22 protein-coding genes and 1 tRNA gene are annotated in these 21,502 nt (G+C 65.5%); 16 read left to right on the plus strand and 7 right to left on the minus strand.

What is annotated here, in order from left to right; genetic code table 11:
* Positions 1-5: 5 nt before the first annotated feature.
* On the minus strand, positions 6-1,052 hold the full coding sequence (gene pdxA, locus QQZ18_RS17690) for a 4-hydroxythreonine-4-phosphate dehydrogenase PdxA (RefSeq protein WP_284542276.1): 1,047 nt from the start codon (positions 1,050-1,052) through the stop codon (positions 6-8).
* An 831-nt stretch (positions 1,053-1,883) separates the two neighbouring features.
* Here pdxA and QQZ18_RS17695 point away from each other — a divergent pair.
* The 5 genes from QQZ18_RS17695 to QQZ18_RS17715 all read left to right on the plus strand — a co-directional run bounded on the left by QQZ18_RS17695 (position 1,884) and on the right by QQZ18_RS17715 (position 7,647).
* A complete protein-coding gene (locus tag QQZ18_RS17695) occupies positions 1,884-2,627 on the plus strand; it encodes a potassium channel family protein (RefSeq protein WP_446728683.1) in 744 nt (247 codons plus the stop codon).
* Between the two features lie 143 nt (positions 2,628-2,770).
* The gene (locus QQZ18_RS17700) at positions 2,771-4,309 is read left to right on the plus strand and encodes a YjjI family glycine radical enzyme (RefSeq protein WP_284542278.1); all 1,539 of its coding nucleotides are present in this window, start codon (positions 2,771-2,773) and stop codon (positions 4,307-4,309) included.
* Complete coding sequence (locus QQZ18_RS17705) at positions 4,302-5,171, plus strand: YjjW family glycine radical enzyme activase (protein WP_284542279.1); 870 nt, start codon at positions 4,302-4,304, stop codon at positions 5,169-5,171. Before QQZ18_RS17700 ends, QQZ18_RS17705 begins: the two co-directional genes overlap by 8 nt.
* Before the next feature lie 140 nt (positions 5,172-5,311).
* Positions 5,312-6,829 (plus strand): class I adenylate-forming enzyme family protein, encoded by a 1,518-nt coding sequence (locus QQZ18_RS17710; RefSeq protein ID WP_284542280.1) that lies wholly within the window; start codon positions 5,312-5,314, stop codon positions 6,827-6,829.
* An 8-nt stretch (positions 6,830-6,837) separates the two neighbouring features.
* Positions 6,838-7,647 carry a creatininase family protein gene (locus tag QQZ18_RS17715; protein WP_284542281.1) on the plus strand — a complete coding sequence of 270 codons (810 nt, stop codon included), beginning with the start codon at positions 6,838-6,840 and terminating at the stop codon, positions 7,645-7,647.
* A gap of 4 nt (positions 7,648-7,651) precedes the next feature.
* Here QQZ18_RS17715 and QQZ18_RS17720 read toward each other — a convergent pair whose 3' ends face one another.
* From QQZ18_RS17720 to QQZ18_RS17735, 4 genes are all read right to left on the minus strand, one after another.
* On the minus strand, positions 7,652-8,440 hold the full coding sequence (locus QQZ18_RS17720; RefSeq protein WP_284542282.1) for an ABC transporter permease: 789 nt from the start codon (positions 8,438-8,440) through the stop codon (positions 7,652-7,654).
* Positions 8,437-9,297 (minus strand): ABC transporter permease, encoded by an 861-nt coding sequence (locus tag QQZ18_RS17725; RefSeq protein ID WP_284542283.1) that lies wholly within the window; start codon positions 9,295-9,297, stop codon positions 8,437-8,439. The genes QQZ18_RS17720 and QQZ18_RS17725 overlap by 4 nt, the downstream gene beginning before the upstream one ends.
* Positions 9,294-10,370, minus strand: a complete 1,077-nt coding sequence (locus QQZ18_RS17730; protein WP_284542284.1) for an ABC transporter ATP-binding protein — start codon at positions 10,368-10,370, stop codon at positions 9,294-9,296. The genes QQZ18_RS17725 and QQZ18_RS17730 overlap by 4 nt, the downstream gene beginning before the upstream one ends.
* 115 nt (positions 10,371-10,485) lie before the next feature.
* Positions 10,486-11,568: an ABC transporter substrate-binding protein gene (locus QQZ18_RS17735; RefSeq protein ID WP_284542285.1), complete on the minus strand. Its 1,083-nt coding sequence runs from the start codon at positions 11,566-11,568 to the stop codon at positions 10,486-10,488.
* Between the two features lie 191 nt (positions 11,569-11,759).
* Between QQZ18_RS17735 and QQZ18_RS17740 the strand changes: the two genes are divergently transcribed.
* Positions 11,760-12,248 carry a nucleoside deaminase gene (locus QQZ18_RS17740; RefSeq protein ID WP_284542286.1) on the plus strand — a complete coding sequence of 163 codons (489 nt, stop codon included), beginning with the start codon at positions 11,760-11,762 and terminating at the stop codon, positions 12,246-12,248.
* 7 nt (positions 12,249-12,255) lie between these two features.
* Here the strand turns inward: QQZ18_RS17740 and QQZ18_RS17745 are convergent, their stop codons facing one another.
* Positions 12,256-13,227, minus strand: coding sequence for a LysR family transcriptional regulator (locus tag QQZ18_RS17745; RefSeq protein WP_284542287.1), 972 nt, complete (start codon positions 13,225-13,227; stop codon positions 12,256-12,258).
* Between the two features lie 118 nt (positions 13,228-13,345).
* Positions 13,346-13,435: transfer RNA gene (locus tag QQZ18_RS17750), tRNA-Ser, on the minus strand.
* A 307-nt stretch (positions 13,436-13,742) separates the two neighbouring features.
* On the opposite strand from QQZ18_RS17750, the gene rplU reads away from it, so the two are divergent.
* From rplU to rlmH, 10 genes are all read left to right on the plus strand, one after another.
* Entirely contained in the window at positions 13,743-14,063 is a 321-nt protein-coding gene (gene rplU / locus QQZ18_RS17755; protein WP_244617172.1) for a 50S ribosomal protein L21, read from the plus strand.
* A 111-nt stretch (positions 14,064-14,174) separates the two neighbouring features.
* The gene (gene rpmA / locus QQZ18_RS17760; protein ID WP_284542288.1) at positions 14,175-14,444 is read left to right on the plus strand and encodes a 50S ribosomal protein L27; all 270 of its coding nucleotides are present in this window, start codon (positions 14,175-14,177) and stop codon (positions 14,442-14,444) included.
* A 129-nt stretch (positions 14,445-14,573) separates the two neighbouring features.
* Complete coding sequence (locus tag QQZ18_RS17765; RefSeq protein WP_284542289.1) at positions 14,574-15,272, plus strand: GNAT family N-acetyltransferase; 699 nt, start codon at positions 14,574-14,576, stop codon at positions 15,270-15,272.
* A gap of 151 nt (positions 15,273-15,423) precedes the next feature.
* Positions 15,424-16,026, plus strand: coding sequence for a GNAT family N-acetyltransferase (locus QQZ18_RS17770; RefSeq protein WP_284542290.1), 603 nt, complete (start codon positions 15,424-15,426; stop codon positions 16,024-16,026).
* 166 nt (positions 16,027-16,192) lie between these two features.
* The gene (obgE, locus tag QQZ18_RS17775) at positions 16,193-17,278 is read left to right on the plus strand and encodes a GTPase ObgE (protein WP_284542291.1); all 1,086 of its coding nucleotides are present in this window, start codon (positions 16,193-16,195) and stop codon (positions 17,276-17,278) included.
* Positions 17,268-18,413, plus strand: coding sequence for a glutamate 5-kinase (gene proB / locus QQZ18_RS17780; protein WP_284542292.1), 1,146 nt, complete (start codon positions 17,268-17,270; stop codon positions 18,411-18,413). The genes obgE and proB overlap by 11 nt, the downstream gene beginning before the upstream one ends.
* A gap of 2 nt (positions 18,414-18,415) precedes the next feature.
* Positions 18,416-19,693, plus strand: a complete 1,278-nt coding sequence (locus QQZ18_RS17785; protein ID WP_284542293.1) for a glutamate-5-semialdehyde dehydrogenase — start codon at positions 18,416-18,418, stop codon at positions 19,691-19,693.
* Positions 19,690-20,295: a nicotinate-nucleotide adenylyltransferase gene (locus QQZ18_RS17790; RefSeq protein WP_284542294.1), complete on the plus strand. Its 606-nt coding sequence runs from the start codon at positions 19,690-19,692 to the stop codon at positions 20,293-20,295. The genes QQZ18_RS17785 and QQZ18_RS17790 overlap by 4 nt, the downstream gene beginning before the upstream one ends.
* Positions 20,296-20,412: 117 nt before the next feature.
* Complete coding sequence (gene rsfS, locus QQZ18_RS17795) at positions 20,413-20,832, plus strand: ribosome silencing factor (RefSeq protein WP_284542295.1); 420 nt, start codon at positions 20,413-20,415, stop codon at positions 20,830-20,832.
* Between the two features lie 163 nt (positions 20,833-20,995).
* Entirely contained in the window at positions 20,996-21,478 is a 483-nt protein-coding gene (gene rlmH / locus QQZ18_RS17800; protein ID WP_284542296.1) for a 23S rRNA (pseudouridine(1915)-N(3))-methyltransferase RlmH, read from the plus strand.
* Positions 21,479-21,502: the final 24 nt, after the last annotated feature.

A 21,502-nucleotide genomic window follows, 5' to 3' on the forward strand; every position in this document is an offset into this window, starting at 1 on the left:
AGCGATCATGGCTTGGCGGCTCCCTTGAGCCCGGTGACGCGCGTTGCCGCCAACCGAAGCGCATAGTCCACCGCCTCGAGCAAGCTCAACTCGTTGGCAATGCCCTTGCCAGCGATGTCGAACGCCGTGCCGTGGTCGACCGAGGTGCGGATGATCGGCAGGCCAAGCGTGATGTTGACGCCGGACAAGGAGTCCCATTTGCCGGTCTTCGGATCGACGTTGAAGCCGAGCAGCTTGACGGGGATATGGCCCTGGTCGTGATACATGGCGATCACCGCATCGAACTGGCCGGCATGCAGCTTGACGAACACGGTATCGCCCGGCACCGGCCCGACGACATCGAGTCCCTCGGCCACGCACTGGGCGATCACCGGTTCGCTGACCTCGATATCCTGGCGGCCGAACAGGCCACCCTCTCCGGCGTGCGGATTGAGCGCGGCGACGGCGATGCGGCGGCGCGGCAGGCCGAGCCCCTCAAGCGTTTCGGCCGTGAGGTCGATGACGTAGCGAAGCCGTTCCGGCGTCAGCTTCTTCGGCACGTCTTCAAGGGCAATGTGGGTGGTGACATGGCTCACCCGCATGTTGCCGTGGGCGAGCATCATTACCGATCCCTTGGCGCCCGTCAGATGGGCAAGAAGGTCGGTGTGGCCCGCGAAATGGAAACCGGCCTTGTTGAGCGCCTCTTTGTTGAGCGGCGCCGTGACGATGCCGTGTATGCGGCCCGCCTTTGCCAACCGGACCGCCTGCTCCACCGCGTGATAGGCGAAGCGCCCACCGTCCGTCGACAGCACGCCGGGCAGGATCGGCTCCCCCTCTGGGCAGGCCTGCAGCGCGGCGAGCCCCGGCCAGTCGCCATCCGCCTCTACCGAGGGAATGTCGAGCTCCGGCGCAAAGGTCCGGCAGGCCCGGTTGAGCGCGTCGTTGGAGCCGATGACCAGAAGACGCAGCTCATCCGCGTCGAGCTGCGGCTTCAGAACCTTGCAGGCCTTGGCGATGATCTCGGGGCCGACGCCGGCCGGGTCGCCCATGGTGATTGCCAGATGTGGGATCAACGGTGGTTCCTCTCTTGTCCGGAAAGCGCGCGCTGCCGGTGCCGCAATGGAAAGCAGGAGCCCCTCCCCCGGCCAGGGCCGAAACAGATCGCGGCACCTCAGGCCAAGGTCCTTTCGCGGCGCCGTCCACCCGGTCGGATCGCCCCGCATGACCCTCTCTCCCTGGGATCAGAAGACGCGCCATTTGATCAGTTGTCAATATGTTGTCATGTTATTCGTGTTTTTCCGCGCTCCCGATGACTTTTCGAGGCCGGAGAACCAGACGTTTCCGGTGTTTTTGGCCGGAACGCTACCGCATACAACGCCGTAAATTTGTCATATACGCGCCAGCGATCAGAGAACGTGGAACCAGACGGAACCGCTACGCACTTTCCAAAGCGACCCACGCCAAGAGCTTTATGGTTGATAATCAATGCAATATCGCAATACCCCCTGAATTCCCTTGCTCGCGCAACCGATCCTGGAACGACGGATCCCCCTCATGTTTACAAGTTTAGAACAAGTTGGGACGAACAAGTTTGGCGTTCGGTCCGTGCTCGGGCCCACGCGGGAGAGAGGAACCCGCCTCCACACCGATGGTTGTTCGTCCGATTGCCGGAATGCCCGGGGCATGGTGAAATCCGCCATTGGCGGCATCGCATCCGCGCCTCGAAGGCGTCGGCCAGGGAAGGGATCTGATCCATCGTGACGACCGAGCCACCGGCCACCGTCTCCGGCACCCCGGAGACACCCCCGAAGGAGGCTCCCCGCGTCGAAGAGCTCCTTCGATTCCGGCAGCGCTACGACGAGGATCCCGAGGAGACACCCGACCGCGCGGCATGGCGGCAACGCCTGCGCCGTCTTTATGTCGGCACGGATCCGCAGGCGGTGCGGTTCCAGTGGGCCTTCGCGACGGTCGACCTCATCATCATCGGCTTTTTCATCATGAGCCCCGTCCTGCAGGATCTCAAAGCCTTCCTGTGGTTCGACTATGCCGTCGCTCTCCTGCTCGCCGCCGACCTCACCGCGCGGGCGGCGGCGGCCGTCAGCATTCGGCAGTGGCTGCGGCGCCCATCCGTCTGGGTGGATTTCATCGTGCTCGCCACCTTGCTGGCACCCCTCTGGCTCGCCAACCTCGGCTTTCTGCGGATCCTGCGCCTGTGGACGCTGTCACAAAAGGGATTGTTCTGGCGGTCGTTGCGCCGTCACGGCTACCAGGAATGGGAAGATGTCGGCCGCGCCGCCATCAACCTCGTCACCTGCCTCTTCATCATCACCGGCTTCATCTACACGGCCTTCGCCCGACCGAGCTCGGGCATTGAAGGCTGGGTCGATGCGCTCTACTTCACCGTGGCAACCATCACGACGACCGGCTTCGGCGACGTCACCTTGCCGGGGGCCGCGGGCAAGCTGACGTCCATCGTCACCATGATCGTCGGCATTTCCCTGTTCGTGCGCCTCGCGCAGGCTCTGTTTCGCCCTTACAAGGTCACCTTCCGTTGCCCGAAATGCGCGCTCATGCGGCACGAGCCGGACGCCGTCCACTGCAAGGCCTGTGGCCATCTTCTGGCGATCCCGGACGAAGGGGGCGGGTGAAGTGATAAAGCTGGCCCGACGCAGTCGCCAATCGGTAACCCTCCGGCTGGACAAGCTTTCGTTTATCTCGCTTGATGCGCCAAATCATGGTCGCGCCGCGCCGAGCGGCGTATCATGCCTGCGTCCGACAACGAGGAAACGCCATGACCGAAACGCTGAGCCAGCTGCGCCGGATCGCGCAGAACCCGACCCTGAGCTTCAAGCAGAAGGAACATGCGCTCGCGGTCGAGGCCGAGAACATGCTGCCCTACGTGCTGCTCGATTCCGAGACCCGCGCCGCGCTCGATGCCCGCATCATCTGCGACATGTACGAGGGACACGCCCCCTACAAACCGCGCTACGTGCTGCCTGACTATGAGGTGGTGCTGAAGAACGGGTCCGCCCATCTGGAGTTGCCCAAGCCGGAGACCCTCGACGAGGCGATCAACACGCTGCAGATCGCCTACCACCACGTTCCCTCGGTCACCGGCATGCCGGTGTTCATCGGTCACCTCGATGCCCTGCTGCTGCCCTTCTGCGACGGCGTCTCGGATGACGAGCTCTATCGCAAGATCAAGCTCTTCTGGCGCTATATCGACCGCGTATTGCCCGACGCCTTCCTGCACGCCGACATCGGGCCGACCGACAACCGCGTCGCCCGCGCCATTCTGAGAGTCGACGCCGAGCTGAAGCAGGTGGCGCCCAACCTCACCTTCCTCTACGACCCCGAGGTGAGCGGCGAGGACATCCTGCGCCTTTGCACCGACAACATCATCGCCTGCTCCAAGCCCCACATCGCCAACCACCCGATCCACAGGGAAGTGTTCGACGAGCCGGGCTACGCCATCGTCAGCTGCTACAACGCCCTGCCGCTCCGTGGCGGCGCTGCATCGCTTGCCCGCGTCAATCTCAAGAAGGTCGCCGAGGCGAGCGCCAGCGAGGCCGATTTCCTCGATGTCCAGCTGCCGCGCTACGTCAACCTCAACGCCCGCCTGATGCGCGCCCGTGTCGACTATCTGTTCCGGCAGTCGGGCTTCTTCGACGGCAACTTCCTGGTCGAGGAAGGCTGGATCGACAGGGACCGCTTCACGGCGATGTTCGGCATCTTTGCCATGGCCGAGGCGGTCAACCACTTGCAGGATATCGCCGGCCGCACCGGCCGATACGGACATGACGCCGAAGCCAACGCGCTCGGTCATCGCATTTCGGCGCGGCTTGCCGAACTTGTCGACCGCGAGCCGATGGAGCACGTCTGGCGCGGCGTCGCCATGCTGCACGCCCAGGCGGGCCTTTCGAGCGATGCCGGCACCACACCCGGCGTGCGGATCCCTTACGGCAGCGAGCCGGATCCGGTGAGCCATGTGCAGGCGCTCCTGCCGCACCACCGCCACTACATTTCGGGCGTGTCGGAAATCCTCACCCTCGACGAAACGGTGCGGGCCAATCCGGAAGCGGTGTTCCAGCTGGCCAAGGGAGCCCTGCAACTCGGCTTCCGGGAGTTCACCGCCAACGTGACCGGCAACGATCTGGTCCGCGTCACCGGCTTCATGATCCGCCTGTCCGACGTCAAGCTCTACAACGCGGCTAGGGGATCGCGCGTCAACACCACGGCGCTCGGTGCCGAAGCGGCCGAGACCGTGCATATTCTCGATCGCAAGCCGCGCGTCGTCGGGCTTGAGCTGATGGCGGGTTCGGGTGTCTGACGGCGTCGCCGCCGTCAGCAAGTTCCTGACCTGGTCGGTGGTCGACGGGCCGGGAAACCGCTTCGTGCTGTTCCTGCAGGGCTGCAACTATCGTTGTGTCACCTGCCACAACCCGCACACCATCGGCGTCTGCAGCGACTGCGGCGCCTGCGTGGCCGTGTGTCCGTCCGGCGCCTTGAAGAAGTCCGGCCGCAAGGTCGTCCACGATCCGGGCCCCTGCATATCCTGCGACAGCTGCCTTTCCGCCTGCCCCACCCGCGCAAATCCCATGGTGCGGCGCATGACGGTGGAAGACGTGCTCGATCTCCTCCGGCGCAATGCGCCCTTTCTCAACGGGCTCACCGTCTCGGGCGGCGAGGCGACGCTGCATCTCGATTTCCTGATCGAGTTGTTCACGGCCATCCGGGCGGCGTCGGACCTGGCCCATCTGACGCTGTTCGTCGACAGCAATGGCCATCTGCCGGCTGAAGGTTGGCAACGGTTGCTGCCGCTGACCGACGGCGTCATGCTTGATATCAAGGCCTTCGATCCCGTCCGTCACCGGCGCCTCACCGGCGTCGACAACGACCTGTCGCTCGCCTCGGCCAAGCTGCTCGCCAAGGCCGGCAAGCTCTATGAACTACGCTTTCTGCTGATTCCCGGCGAAACCGACCGCCCCGAGGAAATCGCGGCACTTGCCGCCCTGGCAAGCGAGCTCGGACCGAACACCCGTCTCCGCCTCAACGCCTTCCAGCATCACGGCGTGCGCGGGCCAGCAGCGACCTGGCAGGCCATGCCGCGCGACGGCGTCGAGGCCGCTGCCGATACCCTCAGAGCCGGCGGCATCGCCGAAGTGGCCGTGCCATCGGTCTGGCTGCCCTGAGCACAAGCGGACCGTGCCCCATTTGGCTTGCGTCAATTGGCGGCTCCCAATGAACTCTATGTCGGGCGGCGAATTTCCTTCGCCTGCCGGCTTGCCCATGGTCGACGCACATGACGCGTTGCCAAGGGAGCCGCCAGACCATGTTGATGCACCATCTGCTCTACCGCGTGGCCGAGCGGGCACCGGACACCGTCGCGCTCCGTTGGGTCGATCGCAACGTGGCGCTCACAGCTTCGGAAGCGGTGGACGGCGTAGAGAGGATGGCGGGAGCCTTGGCGCACCTCGGCATAGCACCCGGCGACCGCGTCCTGATCTTCGCCCACAACGGCATGGACTATCTCCTCGCCATGTTGGGGACCTGGCGGCTGGGAGCCATCTCGGCACTGGTCAACGTCAAGTATGCCGACGACCTCGCCTATTACGTCGACGACCACCGACCCAAGGCCATCGTCTATACCCACGACATGGAAGGTCCGGTGAAGGCCGCCGCGGCAATGGTGGGATGCGTGTCGCATCTCATCTGCATGGATGGACCTCAAGACGGCGCCCATGCGCTGCCCGAGCTCATGGCAGCCCGCTTCGCGCCGCCGGTCGACCCCGAGGACGACTCGGCGATCGCTCACCTGTCCTACACCTCCGGCACGACGGGTAAGCCCAAGGGCGCCTGTCTCGCCCATGAGCCGACGGTCACCGCCGCCCGCTGCATCGGCGAACGCCTGCGCATGCGGGCAACCGATCGCTCCTTTGGCCCGACGGCGCTATCCAGTTCCTACCAACTGGTGGCCAACCTGCTGCCGCCGATGGCCGTGGGCGCCACCACCAACGTCATGGGCAAGTGGACGCAGGCCACCGGCTGGGAAGCGCTGGAACGGACCGGCGCCACCGTATTCGTGGGCAACCCGGTCGTCCTGACCGAACTTCTCGAGGAGTCGCAGGCGCGCGGCCGTTTGCCGTCGCCACTGCGCTTTGGCCTTTCGGGCGGCGGGCCGGTGCCCCCCACCTTGCGGAAGGCCTTCCGCGACGTGTTGAAACTGCCCTTGGTGGAAAGCTTCGGCCAGAGCGAGATCGGCGGCTTCTTCGCGCTCGGCTTTCCCGAGCTCGAACCCGATGATGGCAAGCTGGTCCGCATCGGGCCGGGTACACCGGACAAGGAAGTGGCGATCCTCACCACGTCCGGCACACGCGCCCCGATCGGCACCGTCGGCGAAATCTGCCTGAGGGGCGGCTTCATGGCAGGCTATTGGGGTCGGCCGGAGAAGACAGCCGAAACGACACGGGGTGGATGGCTGCACTCCGGCGATCTCGGCAGCATCGATGCCGATGGCTACGTGACCATGCGCGGCCGCCTCGCCGAACTGGTCACGGTCGATGGCGTCGACTGGTTCCCGCGCGACGTTGAAGAAGCGCTCGCCACCCAGCCCGGCGTCTTGCTGGCCGCCCTGGTCGGCATTCCCAACCCGAACGGTGGGACGACGCCGATAGCCTTCGTCACCGAGCGCCCCGGCCAGACGGTCGATCCGGTCGCCCTCAAAGCAGCGATTGCGCCTCTCCTTCCTTATGACCTGGCGCCACTCGTCATCCGCAAGGCGGCAAGCCTGCCCATGACACCGACCGGCAAGATCGCCAAGGCGACGCTCGCCGCCGAAACCGCCGCGTGAGCTCTCCCATGACCTCCTTCTCCTGGTGGAACCTTTCGACCGCCGAGTTCGCCAATCGCGACCTCTCGAAAACCGTCGTCGTGCTGCCCGTCGGCGCCGTCGAGCAGCACGGGCCGCACTTGCCGGTCCGCGTCGACGCGGCGATCAACGCCGGCGTGCTGTCGGATGCGCTTGCCAAACTGACGGCCGAAGCGGACGTGCTGGTCTTGCCGCCCCTGCCCTATGGCAAATCCGACGAACATCTGGCCTTTCCCGGCACGATCGCCATCTCGGGCGAAACGCTGGCGCGCATCTGGTTCGAGATCGCCGAAAGCGTTCATCGGGCCGGCGTGCGCAAGCTGGTTTTCTTCAATGCACATGGCGGCCAGATCGCCCTGATCGACATCGTCTGCCGGGACATCCGGGTGAAGCTCGGCATGCTGGCGGTCGCCTGCTCGTGGTTCCGCATCACGGCGATCGACGACATCATTCCGGCCGCCGAGTCGACGCATGGCATCCATGGTGGCGATCTGGAGACCAGCGCCATGCTGCATCTGCACGGCGATCTCGTCGCCATGGACAAGGCGGAGGATTTCGTGCCGCTGACCGTCGAGATCGAGGCGTCGGGCAGTCTCTTGACGGCCGAGGGCGCCGTCGGCTTCGGATGGCAGGCCCAGGATCTCCACCCCAAGGGCGTTGCCGGCAATGCCAAGGCGGCGAGCGCCGAAAAGGGGCGGATCATCGTCGATCGCGCCGGTTCGGCCTTCGTCTCGCTGTTGGCCGATGTCGCAGCCTTCGACCTCGACCGGCTGACCGCGAAAACCGCCTTTTCCCGCTGAGAAATCAGGCCTCCGCCGCGAGCTTGCGCAGCCGGCGGCGGCGGTAGAGCTCGCTGACGCCGACCAGTGCCGCCGTCAGCGCCAGAACCACCACTTGCATGGCGTTGAGGTCGGGCCTGAGCTCGCGCCGGAACTCCGAGGCGACCATCAGCGACAGCGGCTGGGTTCGGCCGGCAAGAAACATTGCGATGGTCAGGTCGGCCAGCGATAGGATGACGCCGACCGAATAGGCGCCCGACAGGGCCGGTCGGATCTGCGGCAGCAGCACGCGCAGGAAGGCCTGCCAGGGCGAGGCGCCAAGATCGCGCGCCGCTTCGATCAGCCGCCGATCGAAGCGCACCATCACCGCCGAGATCAGCGCCGTGGCAAACGGTAGCGCTACCAGCGACTGCGCCAGGATCAGCGCCGTGGCACCTCGTTCAAAACCGACGCGGCTCATGATCATCGCCTGGGCGATCGACAGCACGCTTTTGGGGACCAGAAACGGCACCAGCAGCAGAATGGCGAACAGGCCCCGCCAGCGGAATCCGGGTGCCGTCAAGGCGAGCGATGCCATCAGTCCGAACAGCATGGCCAGGATGCCGACCGGCTGGGCGATCAGGAAGGACGTGACGAAGCCCTTGAGAAAGTTGTCGTTCTGCGCCAGCTCGCGGTACCATTCGAGCGTGAAGCCGGACAGCGGGAAGGCCATCAGCGCCGAATCGTTGAAGGAGAACACCGTGAGCACGACGAGCGGCAGATAGAGAAACCCGACCGCGGCGATCAGTACGGAAAGGCCGATCCGTCCCATCATGTCCTCCCGATCACGGCGCGAGCGCCCTTGAGGCGCAGCAACAACCCGGCCATGGCAGATGCGACCAGGAACAAGGTGGCCAAAAGAGCCAGGGCGAGCGCCGAGGCAAGCGGCCAGTCGAACGCCGTACCGAACAGATTGTCGACGAGCGCCATGGCGGTCGACCCCGAGGTGCCGCCCAGAAGGCTCGGCGTCAGCATTTCGCCGGCCGACAGCGCGAAGACGGTGAGGCTTCCGGCGGCAAGCCCGGGCGTCGTCAACGGAAAGATGACACGGAAGAAGGCATCGACGGGCCGGGCGCCGAGATCGCGCGCCGCTTCGATCAGCCGACGGTCGACCATCTCGGCCGACACCCAGATGGCGAGCACCATGAAGGGCAGGTTGTTGTAGGTCAGGACGAGACCGATGGTGAACGGCGAGAACAGCAGAAACTTCAGCGGTTCGTCGATCAGACCAAGCCCCTGCAGTACCGTGTTGACCAGCCCCTCTCCCCCGAGCACGATCCGCCACGCGTAGATGCGGACGATCTCGCCGGTGTAGAGCGGCGTCAGCAGCACAATGATGGCAAGCCCTTTTGCCGAGGTGGCAAGGCGCGTCAGCACCAGCGCCACCGGATAGCCGAGAAGAGCCGTGAACACCGTGGTCGTGACACCCGACAGCACCGCCTTGCCGATCAGGAACCAATCGGTCGTCGATGTGGCGAGTTCGCCCCACGCCCTGAACGAAAAGGCCGGAATCAGGTCGAAGTCTTCCACCTCATAGAAGCTGAAGGCGACGAGGACGGCGAGCGGCGCCAGACATCCGGCAACGATCGCCACCGCCACCGGCAGCGCGAGATGGCGCTGGCGGAAGGTCATGTGGCAACTCTCGTGATGAAACTGCGACCGGCATCGAGCCAGAGAGGAACGCTCGAGCCGATGGAATAGGGAGCCTCGGCCGCGAAACGCAGAGCCACACCGGCGACGTCCGCCTCGATCATGCTGCGTTCGCCCTGAAACACGCAATTGCCGACCGTACCGATGAGCGTCGTCGTGCCCTCGCCATGGACCGAAAGGAGTTCGGGCCGGATGACCAGAACGGCAGGATCCCCGGCGGCAAGACCATCGGCAACCGGTGCGGTCACGTTACCGAGCGGAGTTTCAATCGTCGCCATGTCACCGTGGCGCTCCCGGACCTGCCCCTTCACCAGCGTCGAATTGCCGATGAAGTCGGCAACGAAGCTGTCGGCCGGACGGCTGTAGATGGTCTGAGGGTCGGCCTTCTGGGCAATGCGTCCCTTGTTCATCACCACCACGACGTCGGACAGCGCGAAGGCTTCTTCCTGGTCGTGCGTCACATAGACGAAGGCGATGCCGAGGCGCCGTTGCAGCGCCTTCAACTCGATCTGGAGATGACCGCGCATCTTCCGATCGAGAGCCGATAGCGGTTCGTCCAGAAGCAGGAGGCGCGGCTCGGCGATGATCGCACGCGCCACGGCGACACGCTGCTGCTGGCCGCCGGAAAGCTGGTGCGGATAGCGGTCGCCGAAGTCAGCCATGTGAACCGCATCGAGCGCCCGCCGCACGCGAGCCGCCATGTCGGGAACGCCGCCCCTGAGCTTCAACGAGAAGGCGACGTTCTCGTTGACGGTGAGATGGGGGAAAAGGGCATAGGACTGGAACACCGTGTTGACGGGCCGCCGCTCGGGGGGCACGTCGACAAGCGGCGTGTTGTCGAGGCGCATGTCGCCGGAGTCCGGCGTCTCGAACCCCGCGATCATCCTGAGAACGGTCGTCTTGCCGCATCCTGACGGTCCGAGCAGCGTCAGAAACGCCCGCTCCGGAACATCCAGGTCGATTCCATCCACCGCGGTCGAACGGCCGAATGTCTTGACGACGCCGCGCATTGCCAGAAGCAGCGGCGACAAGGCCGGCTCCGTCCGCTTTTCCATCCTGCTCTTCACCAATATCGTGCCCCGATCCCCGAGGTCGGACGATCTCGCCCGACCTCGTACGACAAGCAAATCCCGCACCGCCCGGTCCTAGGGCGACTGGGCGGGCGATGGATCAGGCCGCCTTGACCTCGTTCCAAACCTTCAGCCACTCCGAGTAGTTCTCGGGGGCTTCCGGCCACATGAAGTGCTGCATGACCGATAGATCGTCGATGAAGATGGCTTCCTGCTTCTCCGGGGTCAGCTTGTCGCGGATGATCGACGAGGTGGTGGCATAGTTGCCGATCTCGGCGATGGTGGACGCATAATCGGCGCCGAGCAGGTAGTCGGCGAACTTGTAGGCGGTCTCGATCTTTTCCTCCGGCAGGCTGGCCGGAATGGCGAAACAGTCGCACCAGCCCATGATGCCGGCCTTTGGCTTGGCCATCGCCACCTTCATCTTGTCCTTCAGCGCGTCATAGGGCACGCGCCAGGAGAAGGCCGCCGTCACCTCGCCAGTGGCGATCAGGTTGGTCAGATCGCCGATGGTCTGCCAGTAGGTCCTGAGCAGCGGCTTCTGGGCGATCAGCGCCTTCTTCACCTCGACGAGCTCGTCGCTGGTGAGCAGGAAGGCGCGTTCGCGGGGGATGCCGATATGCAGCGCGGCGATGGCGATCGATTCGAGGGCATAGTCGCGCATGGCGAGCTGGCCCTTGAACTTCGGGTCGAACAGCGTCGAGTAGGTCGGCTCCTCGGTGTGGATGTCCGACCGGTAGACGATCGGATTGAGGCCCCAGAGATAGGGAATGGCGTAGGTCTGGCCATCCTCGCCCTTCACCTTGTCGGTCGCCTTGAACACGTCGTACATGTGCGCGAGGTTGGGCACCTTCGTGAGGTCGAGCGGCAGCAGTTCGCCGGCCTTGATGTAGCGGCGGGCCTGGTTCAGCGAGGGATTGACGACATCCCAGTCCGAAGCCGAACCGGTCTTCAGCGCCGCGAACTGCGCATCCTCGCTCGACAGGAACGACAACTTGACCTTGGTGCCCGTCGCCTTTTCGAAAGCGGCGACATATTCGGGATGGCCATTGGAATCCCAGGTCGCCCAGACGATTTCCGAAACGGCTGCGGAAGCCCGGCCCATGGGGCCGAGAAGCGAAAGTCCGGCTCCGGCGGCGAGCCCTCCGAGCATCTGGCGACGATTGAGAATGAAGCGCTGCATGTGTACCCCTCTTCGCTTGCGATCAGGCGGTCCTGTTCCCCTTGTTTTGAGGAAGTTTGCATTGGTCTCATGGGCAGCGTCCATATGACGGGCACAATAGACACTATAGGCCGACGCCAAGGACGGGCGTCTTTGCGGCCGCGAAATCTCCGCTAAGATGGCCAGCGGTGCCATGCTTTTTCCGGACCGCCATGCCGCTTCCAGACCTCGACCACGAATCCTACCTCCGCCATACCTTCGCCATCGCAGCCGCGGCGGCCGAAGCCGGCAGCCACCCGTTCGGAGCCATTCTCGTCGGCGGTGACGGAACGGTTCTCATGGAGCAGGGCAATGCGTACCTGCCCGATCACGACATGACCGGCCATGCCGAACGCGTGCTGGCAACGCGCGCCTCTTGCCGCTTCCCACCGGCCGAGCTTGTCGACGCCACGCTCTACTCGTCTGCCGAACCTTGCGCCATGTGTGCAGGATCTGCCTATTGGGCAGGCATCGGCCGCATCGTTTATGGTCTTTCGGAAAGCACCCTGGGACAGATTACAGGCAACCATCCGGAGAACCCGACGCTCGACCTGCCTTGCAGGGTGGTGCTGGAAAGCGGCCGGCGCACCGTCGAGGTGATCGGCCCCATGCTGGAAGACGAGGCTGCGGAGCTCCATCGGTCCTTTTGGGCAAGCCGTTGAAGCGACATCACTCGGCGGCAACGCGCATCATTTGCGGCACCGCGTCCCTCGAACTTCTGAGATCGGAGACCGACGCCTTCACCAGGTGCCTGAACCAGATGTGAGCCGGCGAGTGGTGCTTGCAGTCGTGCCAAAGCAGGTAGAAATCCATGCGGCCGAACTCGGCCGGCGCGTCGATGACGGCAAAATCGCCCCTTTGCGCCATTTGTTCGGCGAAAGGCGCTCCCGTCGTGAAGACGAGGTCGGACCCGGCCAGCATGTGGGGAACGATGGCATACTCAGGAACCGAAGCGGCGATATGGCGACTGAGGCCGAGCTCCATCAGGCGACCGTCGATGGGGCTGTAATGCTTCATCACGTCGGCCGAAGGCGACAGATGACGCTCCGCGAGATAGCGATCCATGTCGAGCGATCCGATGGTGCCGGCCAGCCCGTGGCCCGCAGCGACCACACATTTGATCGACGTGGTCAGCAGCGGCGCCATGCGCAGTTGTTCCGGCGGCCGTGGCCAGTTGCCGACCACCAGATCGAGCGAACCGTCGGACAGGTGGCTCATCAGGTCGTCGTGTCCCGGCAGCGTCGCGATATCGATCGAGGCTCTCGGTGCCTCTTCGGCGAGCCGGGCGAAGATGCGCGGCAGGAACTCCGCATCCAGACAGTTGGCGGCGGCGATGCGAAATCGACGTTCGGTTCTTTCGGGGTCGAAACTGGGCGGCGGGGCCAGAAGAGCGTCGATATCGGCGAGCAGGCGCTGCAGCGTGGCCCTGAGCTCCTGGCCCCGCTCGGTGGGGACGAGGGTACCGCCGGAACGCACCAGTATGGGGTCGCCGATCAGCTCTCGCAGGCGCTTCAATGCCAGACTGACGGTCGGCTGGGTCTGGCCGAGAATCTCGGCCGTACGCGACACGCTGCATTCGGTGACGAGCAGAAGAAGGGTCCGCATCAGGCGGACGTCGAAGGCGCCGTTGACGGGCTCCATGGGCGGATCGATCCTCGGAAGAGGGAAGCAACAACGTCCATGCAAAGCACCAAGCGTGCCAAGCCAAGCATCGACCGTCGGATCAACCGACGGACCTAAAGGCGCAATGTGGAAAAAATGGCGGAGAGGGAGGGATTTGAACCCCCGATACCCTTGCGAGTATGCCGCATTTCGAGTGCGGTGCAATCGACCACTCTGCCACCTCTCCGCGGTGCTTTTGGGACGTTGATCCCGGTCGAAAGCGGCGCGGACCATAACCGCGGGCAAAGCCTCTGGCAAGAGGGGCAGAAGCCGATGGGAACGGTTTTTTGATCCGTAAGAAAGTCCAAGCCGACACCCCGTCGCCATCGACCGCCAAGAACCGCCCCTTTCGGCGTTGACCACCGTAGGCTTTCCGTGTAGGGAAAACGCGGCTTAATGGGGCCCGGTCGATTGTCCGGGTTTTTTGTTTTGCCAAACAGTCGCGCGCCCGGGACGGTGCGGCGCGGCCAAGAACCATCTGAAGAAGGACTGGCATGACCATGTTCGCAGTGATCAAGACCGGCGGCAAGCAGTACAAAGTTGCCGTCGACGACGTATTCGACATCGAGAAGATCGAGCTTGAGGACGGCGCGGCCGTCACCTTCGAGGAAGTGCTGGCCGTCGGTTCCGACGCCGGTGTCACCGTTGGCGCCCCCACCGTTGCTGGCGCCACCGTCGTTGCCGAAGTGGTCGAGCAGACCCGTGGCCCCAAGGTGATCTCGTTCAAGAAGCGCCGTCGGCAGAACTCCAAGCGCAAGCGCGGCCATCGGCAGCTTCTGACCACGGTGAAGATCACCGCGATCAACGCCGCCTGAGAAAATTCCGTTCCGGCACGCTACTGCCGGAACCTGACCAGCTAACCGTCCATCAAGGTGTCGAGCGCCGAACGCTCCGCCAGCGGACGATACGACAGACAGGAGACTGAAATGGCTCACAAAAAGGCAGGCGGTTCGTCCCGCAACGGTCGCGATACGGCCGGTCGACGCCTCGGCGTGAAGAAGTTCGGCGGCGAGGCCGTCATCCCCGGCAACATCATCATTCGCCAGCGCGGCACCCAGTGGCATCCGGGCGCCAACGTCGGCATGGGCGTGGATCACACGATCTTTGCCATTACGGAAGGAAACGTCTCCTTCGCCACCAAGAGCAACGGCCGAGTTTACGTCTCGGTCGTGCCGACGGCGGCAGCAGCAGAGTAAGCCGGATGGAGCTGAAGCGGCCCGCCGGCGTCCCACGGACCCGGACGGACCGCGCTTCTGGCGCGAGATGTGACAGGGGAAGTGGGACACCACTTCCCCTGATTTCATTTGGAGCGCGAGGAGAGCCCCATGTCGGAGCTGAGCGAAACCGAAGAGCCTGACAGTCCCTGCGGCTGGCCCCTGATGGCGGCGGTGAGGCCTGCCATCGAAACCCGGCGGCTCATTCTGAGACCCCCGGCCGAAGACGATGCCGAGACGATCGCCCAGTTGGCCAATTCGGCGACCGTAGCCCGCAATCTCGTTGGCATGCCCCATCCCTACCGCATCGAGCACGCGCGCGCCTGGCTCGCCGAGCCGGTCGACCCGCGTGGTCAGCGTCACCTCATCTGCCGCAAGGGCTTCGACGCAGCACCAACCCCCATCGGTGTTCTCACGCTCGACATGCGCGGACGCCTCGGCCCCGGATGGCTCGGTTGCTGGCTCGGCGAGCGTCATTGGGGCCAGGGTTATGCGACCGAGGCCTGCCATGCCGCGATCGATTATGCCTTTCTTCACCAACGGCATGAGAGATTATTGTTTGCCTGCCGGGTTACCAACCAGGCCGGGCGACGGGTGATCGAAAAATGCGGGTTCCAGATGGTAGCGCAGGAGTTGGCCTCAGTGGCCGGCAGCGGCGCCGCCGTGGCCATCGACCGTTTCCGCATTGATCGCAGCACCTGGGAGAGTATCAGGGCCTGGGAGCCCCTGCGCGTTCACAACCGCGAGGCCGAACGAGCCGAGTGGGGAGAGCGGCGCACCGAGCTCAGGGCTCCGGTGGAGAGAATCTGATCGAAGATCGGCAGACCTTGCGCTGCCGGTCGGCCGACAAACTCCTCTGCCGGGAACAAAGCGTACTGGTGGTTTGCGTTCCCGCGTTCATGCGAAGGCCTGGATCGTCGACGCAGATGTCGGGATCGGACCACTGGAGAGTGAGTACGGAATGAAGTTGCTTTCCGGTGCCTTCGGTTCTTGGCGGCCGCGCGCGATTCTCTCGCCGTGCATCGAGACCGGTCGTCTCGTGCTTCGGCCGCTCGAGCCAGCCGACGCCGAGGCAGTTGCCGTATATCTCGACGACGTCGAGGTGGCGCGCTGGTTGGTACGCGTACCGCATCCCTTCACCGTGGAGGACGCCGCCGGCTTCATCAGCCAGTGCTGCGCCACCTCCAGCCTCGGCACGGCGACGACGCTCGGCATCGTGTTGCGCGGCGACGATCGCGCGATCGTGCGCGGTATCGTGGCGTTGCACAGCCTCGACACCCGGCCGGAAATCGGTTTCTGGCTCGGCCGGCCTTTCTGGGGGAACGGACTGATGACCGAAGCGGTCGACGCCACGCTCTCCTGGGCCTATGCCCAGCTCGACATCGACTCCATCGTCGCCGGGGCCTTCGAAGGCAATGTCGCCTCGCTTGCCATTCAGGTCCGCCAGGGCTTCGAGGTTATCGGCATGAGCCGCCGCCCATCGCTGGTCGAGGAGCGCCTGCTCGATCACATCGACACGCGCCTCACGCGGGCGCGCCACGCCGCCCGACCGTGGCGACCGTGACCTTCCATCCCGCGTAGTCCCAAAAATCCGTTCATTTTCGCCGCGCGATGCTCTAAAGGGCAAGCAGCGACCCGCGCGACAACGGCGGGCGGTGCGACCACCGGCCCAAGTCTCGGGCTGACGATCGCTGACGGCGCGGCCTTGCCGCCATTCCAGGAAAGCCCCAATGAAATTCCTCGATCAAGCCAAGGTCTACGTCCGGTCCGGTGACGGTGGTGCCGGCGCCGTGTCGTTCCGGCGGGAGAAGTTCATCGAGTTCGGCGGGCCGGATGGCGGCGATGGCGGCCGCGGCGGCGACGTCTGGGCCGAATGCGTCGGCGGCCTCAACACGCTGATCGACTATCGCTACCAGCAGCATTTCAAGGCCAAGACCGGCGGCCACGGCATGGGGCGCGATCGCCATGGCGCCAAGGGTCCCGACACCGTGCTGAAGGTGCCGGTCGGAACCCAGATCATCGAGGAGGACGGTGAGACGCTTCTCGCCGACATGGTCGAAATTGGCCAGCGCGTGTTGCTCGCCAAGGGCGGCAACGGCGGCTTCGGCAACGCCTATTTCAAGACCTCCACCAATCAGGCACCACGCCGCGCCAATCCCGGTCTGCCCGGAGAAGAAAAGTGGCTGTGGTTGCGCCTGAAGCTGATCGCCGACGCCGGGCTCGTCGGCTTGCCCAACGCCGGCAAGTCGACCTTCCTTGCCCGCACCACCGCAGCCAAGCCGAAGATCGCCGACTATCCTTTCACCACCCTGCATCCGGGCCTCGGCGTCGTCCGCATCGACGCCCGAGAGTTCGTGCTGGCCGACATCCCCGGCCTGATCGAGGGCGCTCATGAAGGCGTCGGCCTCGGCGACCGTTTCCTCGGCCACGTAGAGCGTTGCGGCGTGTTGCTGCATCTCGTCGACGCCAGCCAGGAGGATGTGGTCGATGCCTGGCGCACGGTCCGGGCCGAGCTCGAAGCCTATGACGAGGCTCTGGGAGAGAAGCCCGAGATCGTCGCACTATCCAAGTGCGAGCTGCTGCCGGAAGACGAGCTGGCCGCCAAGGTCAAGAAACTGAAGCGCGCTGCCAAGACCACTCCCATCCTGCTGTCCGCCGTCACCGGCACCGGTGTCGAAGCGGTGCTTCGGGCCATGGCCTCGGCGGTGGAGGCAAGCCGCGCCGAAAACGAGGAGTCGCGGGCCGCGACCGCCACCCGCATCTGGCAGCCCATCTACCGCGACCGCGACGATGACAGAGACGACGATGACTATTGAAGCCTTCACCGGGCCGCTGGCCGGCTTCCGCCGCGTGGTGATCAAGATCGGCTCGGCGCTGCTGGTCGAGGGACGCACCGGCACGTTGAAGCGCGGCTGGATGGAGAGCGTCGCCGCCGACGTCGCCCGACTGCGCGCCAGCGGTGCCGGCGTGCTTCTGGTATCCTCCGGCGCCATTGCCATGGGTCGCGGCGTTTTAAAGCTGCCGAAGGGCAAGCTGAAGCTCGAGGACAGCCAAGCCGCCGCCGCCGTGGGCCAGATCGCATTGGCCAGGGCCTGGGCCGAGGTGCTCGGCGACCACGGCATAACGGCCGGCCAGATCCTGCTGACGCTCGGAGACACCGAGGAACGGCGCCGCTATCTCAACGGCCGCGCCACCATCGGCAAGCTGCTGAAGCTGGGTGCCGTACCGGTGATCAACGAAAACGACACCGTGGCCACCACCGAAATCCGCTACGGCGACAACGATCGGCTGGCTGCCCGCGTCGCCGCCATGATGGGCGCCGACCTTCTCGTGCTGCTCTCCGACATCGACGGTCTCTACACCGCCCCGCCGCAGTCCGACCCGAACGCCACGCTGATCCCGGTCATCGATCGCATCACGCCCGAGATCGAGGCGATGGCCGGTGGCGCAGCCTCCGAGCTGTCGCGCGGCGGCATGAAGACCAAGATCGATGCCGGCAAGATCGCCACGGTCGCCGGCGCGGCGATGATCATCGCCTCGGGCAAGGTTGCCGCTCCATTGTCGCGCATCGACGACGGCGGGCCGCATTCTCTCTTCCGCGCCGAGGCCACGCCGGTGACGGCGCGCAAGGCCTGGATCGCCGGCCATATCGAGGCCCCGGGGGTTCTGACCATCGACGCCGGCGCCGTCCGGGCGCTGAAGCAGGGACGCAGCCTGTTGCCTCCCGGTGTCACTCGCGTCGACGGTGACTTTCACCGCGGCGATACGGTCATCGTGGTCGACGAGGCCGGCGTCGAACTGGCCCGCGGCCTCGTCGCCTATGACGCCGTCGATGCTCGCCGCATCCGGGGCCAGAACTCGACGGTGATCGAAGACATCCTCGGCGCGCCGGGCCGGACCGAAATGATCCATCGCGACGACCTCGTTCTGAAGGGCGACATCGGAGACTGACCATGACCGCACTGACCGACGTTTCCGTTCACGACCTGATGGCCGATATCGGCCGGCGTGCCCGCGCCGCCGCGCGCCGCCTCGCTCGCGCCTCCACCGAACAGAAGGCCGCCGCGCTTGTCGCCATGGCGGCCGAAGTGCGCGCTCGCGAAGCCGACATTCTCAAGGCGAACGCCGCCGACGTCGCGGCCATGAAGGCAAACGGCGTCGTCGCCTCCTTCCTCGATCGCGGCACGCTCGACAGCGCGCGCGTCGAGGCCATCGCCAAGGCGCTTGAGGAGATCGCCGCCCTGCCCGACCCGGTCGGCCACGTGCTCGCGTCCTGGACACGGCCGAACGGCCTCGCCATCGAGCGCGTGGCAACGCCGCTCGGCGTCATCGGCATCATCTTCGAGAGCCGGCCCAACGTGACCGCCGACGCCGGAGCGCTGTGTCTGATGGCCGGCAACGCCGCCATCCTGCGCTGCGGGTCCGATTCGCTCGGCTCATCCCAGGCGATCCTCGTCGCGCTCGCCGCCGGTCTTCGCGCCGCGGGCTTGCCCGAGGACGCCATCCAACTGGTGCCGATCAAGGACCGCGCCGCCGTGGGCGAGATGCTGACCGGCCTTGAGGGTTCGATCGACGTGATCGTGCCGCGCGGCGGCAAGAGCCTCGTCGCCCGTGTCCAGACCGAGGCGCGGGTACCGGTGTTCGCACACCTTGAGGGTATCTGCCACATCTACGTCGACAAGGCCGCCGATCTCGACATGGCCGTCACGGTCACCGTCAACGCCAAGCTCCGGCGCGTCGGCGTCTGCGGTTCGGCCGAGACGCTGCTGGTCGACAGGGCGGTGGCGGACAGCCATCTCCTGCCGATCCTGAAAGCGCTCGCCGAGCGTGGCTGCGAGATCCGGGCTACCGAGGAGGTTCGCTCGCGCTTCCCGGCAGCGGTGCCGGCGACCGAGGCCGACTGGTCCACCGAGTATCTGGCGCCGATCATCTCGGTGGCGCTTGTCGACGGCGTCGATGCCGCCATCGAGCACATCGAGACCTACGGCTCCCACCATACCGATAGCATCATCACAGCCGACGAAGCCACGGCGGCCCATTTCCTCGCCGGGGTCGATTCGGCCATCGTGCTGCACAACGCCTCGACGCAGTTCGCCGATGGCGGCGAGTTCGGCATGGGCGCCGAAATCGGCATCGCCACCGGCAAGATGCACGCGCGCGGGCCGGTCGGCGTGGAGCAACTCACCTCCTTCAAGTACCGTGTGCGCGGTAGCGGCCAGACGCGGCCGTGACGACACCCCGCCTCCCCGCCACGCTGCCTGGCATGCGCATCGGTCTCTACGGCGGCTCGTTCAATCCGCCGCATCGAGGCCATGCCCATGTGGCGCGCCTGGCGCTTCAGCGGCTTCGGCTCGACCGCATCTGGTGGCTTGTCACCCCCGGTAACCCGCTGAAGTCGGCGGATGGCCTGCCGGACGTCAAGCGCAGGCTGGCCGCAGTGCGGGAGGTCGCAGGCCACCCACGTGCCGTCGTCACCGATCTCGAGTCACGACTCGGTACCCGCTACACCATCGACCTCGTTCGCAGACTGAGGACGCTGAGACCGACCGTCCGATTTGTGCTGGTGATCGGCGCCGACAACTGGGCGACCTTCCATCGCTGGGGTGGCTGGCGCGAGATCGCCCGAACGGTACCCATCGCCGTGGTGGATCGGCCGGGCGCCACGTTCGCGGCCCTCGCGTCGCCGGCCGCTCGTACCTTCGCCCGCGCCCGCGTCGCCGAACGCGACGGCGCCTTGCTGCCGGATCTCGAGCCCCCCGCCTGGGTGTTTATCGCCGGCGTCAAGATACCCCTGTCATCGAGCGATCTTCGTCGCTCCGCCGGCCGGACCTAGCCATTGGTTCCGGTCGATCTTGAAAACGTCACCGTCAAGGTTCATCCTTTTACTCATTCGCCATTGCCGGCATGGGGCCGGAGATCGCGGATCGCTTCACGAGGTGCACCCCTGAGCATGTCCTTCACCGAGGGCGCCTTCAGCGCCAATCCGTTTGCCGACGTCGCCGCGTTCTCGGGCGATGCCGCCCCTTCCCCGCGATCCCTGCTCGACACGATTCTCGCCAGCCTTGACGATGCCAAGGCGGAGGAGGTCGTCGACATCGACGTTGCCGCCAAGACCCCGATCGCCGATCACATGGTGATTTGCACGGGGCGCTCCAGTCGACACGTCGGGGCCATCGCCGATCATCTGGTGAAAGACCTGAAGGACGCAGGCTTCGGCACCGCCGCCGTCGAAGGCCAGCCGGCTTGCGACTGGGTGCTGATTGACGCGGGATCGATCATCGTTCACGTCTTCCGCCCGGAAGTGCGCGAGTTCTATCATCTCGAGAAGATGTGGGCGCCCGATCCGGCGCCGACGACCAGCCGTCGTTGACCAGCGGCCCGGAAGCCCAGGCTTCCCGGGCGGCCGGCATTTTGGCTGCATCGATGGTCCGGAAGCACCGTGCTTTTCGCGCCACCGGACGCCTCTCAATGACCCCGGCACGCGGGGCCGCTGGCCCCGCCGACAGGGCGTGCGCCCAAACAAGAAGAAACCCATGCGCATCGCCATTCACGCCGTTGGAAAACTGAAGGCCGGTCCCGAGCGCGAGCTTGCCGACCGCTACCTCGATCGAGCCGACAAGGCCGGCAGGTCCATCGGCTTCTCCTCCGTCACTGCGCGCGAGATCATCGAGAGCCGGGCGCGCGAGGCGACGCAGCGCAAGGAGGAGGAGGCGCGCGACCTGCTCGCCGACCTGCCGCCGGGTGCCCTGTTGATCGCCCTCGACGAGCGGGGCGATTCGCCGACCTCCGAGCGCTTCGCCGAGATGCTGGGCGAGGCGCGCGACCGCGGCACGCCGAACGCCGTCCTGATGATCGGCGGACCGGATGGTCATGGACAGGAGCTCCTGTCACGCGCCGGCCACCGCATTTCCTTTGGGCGGCTGACCTGGCCGCATCAAATCGTCCGCATTCTCGCCGCAGAGCAGGTTTATCGTGCCGTCACCATTTTGAGCGGCCATCCCTATCATCGCTCCTGACCCGCCGACGCTTCGTCTCTCTTT

Source organism: Pleomorphomonas sp. T1.2MG-36 (assembly GCF_950100655.1).
Lineage (GTDB): Bacteria > Pseudomonadota > Alphaproteobacteria > Rhizobiales > Pleomorphomonadaceae > Pleomorphomonas.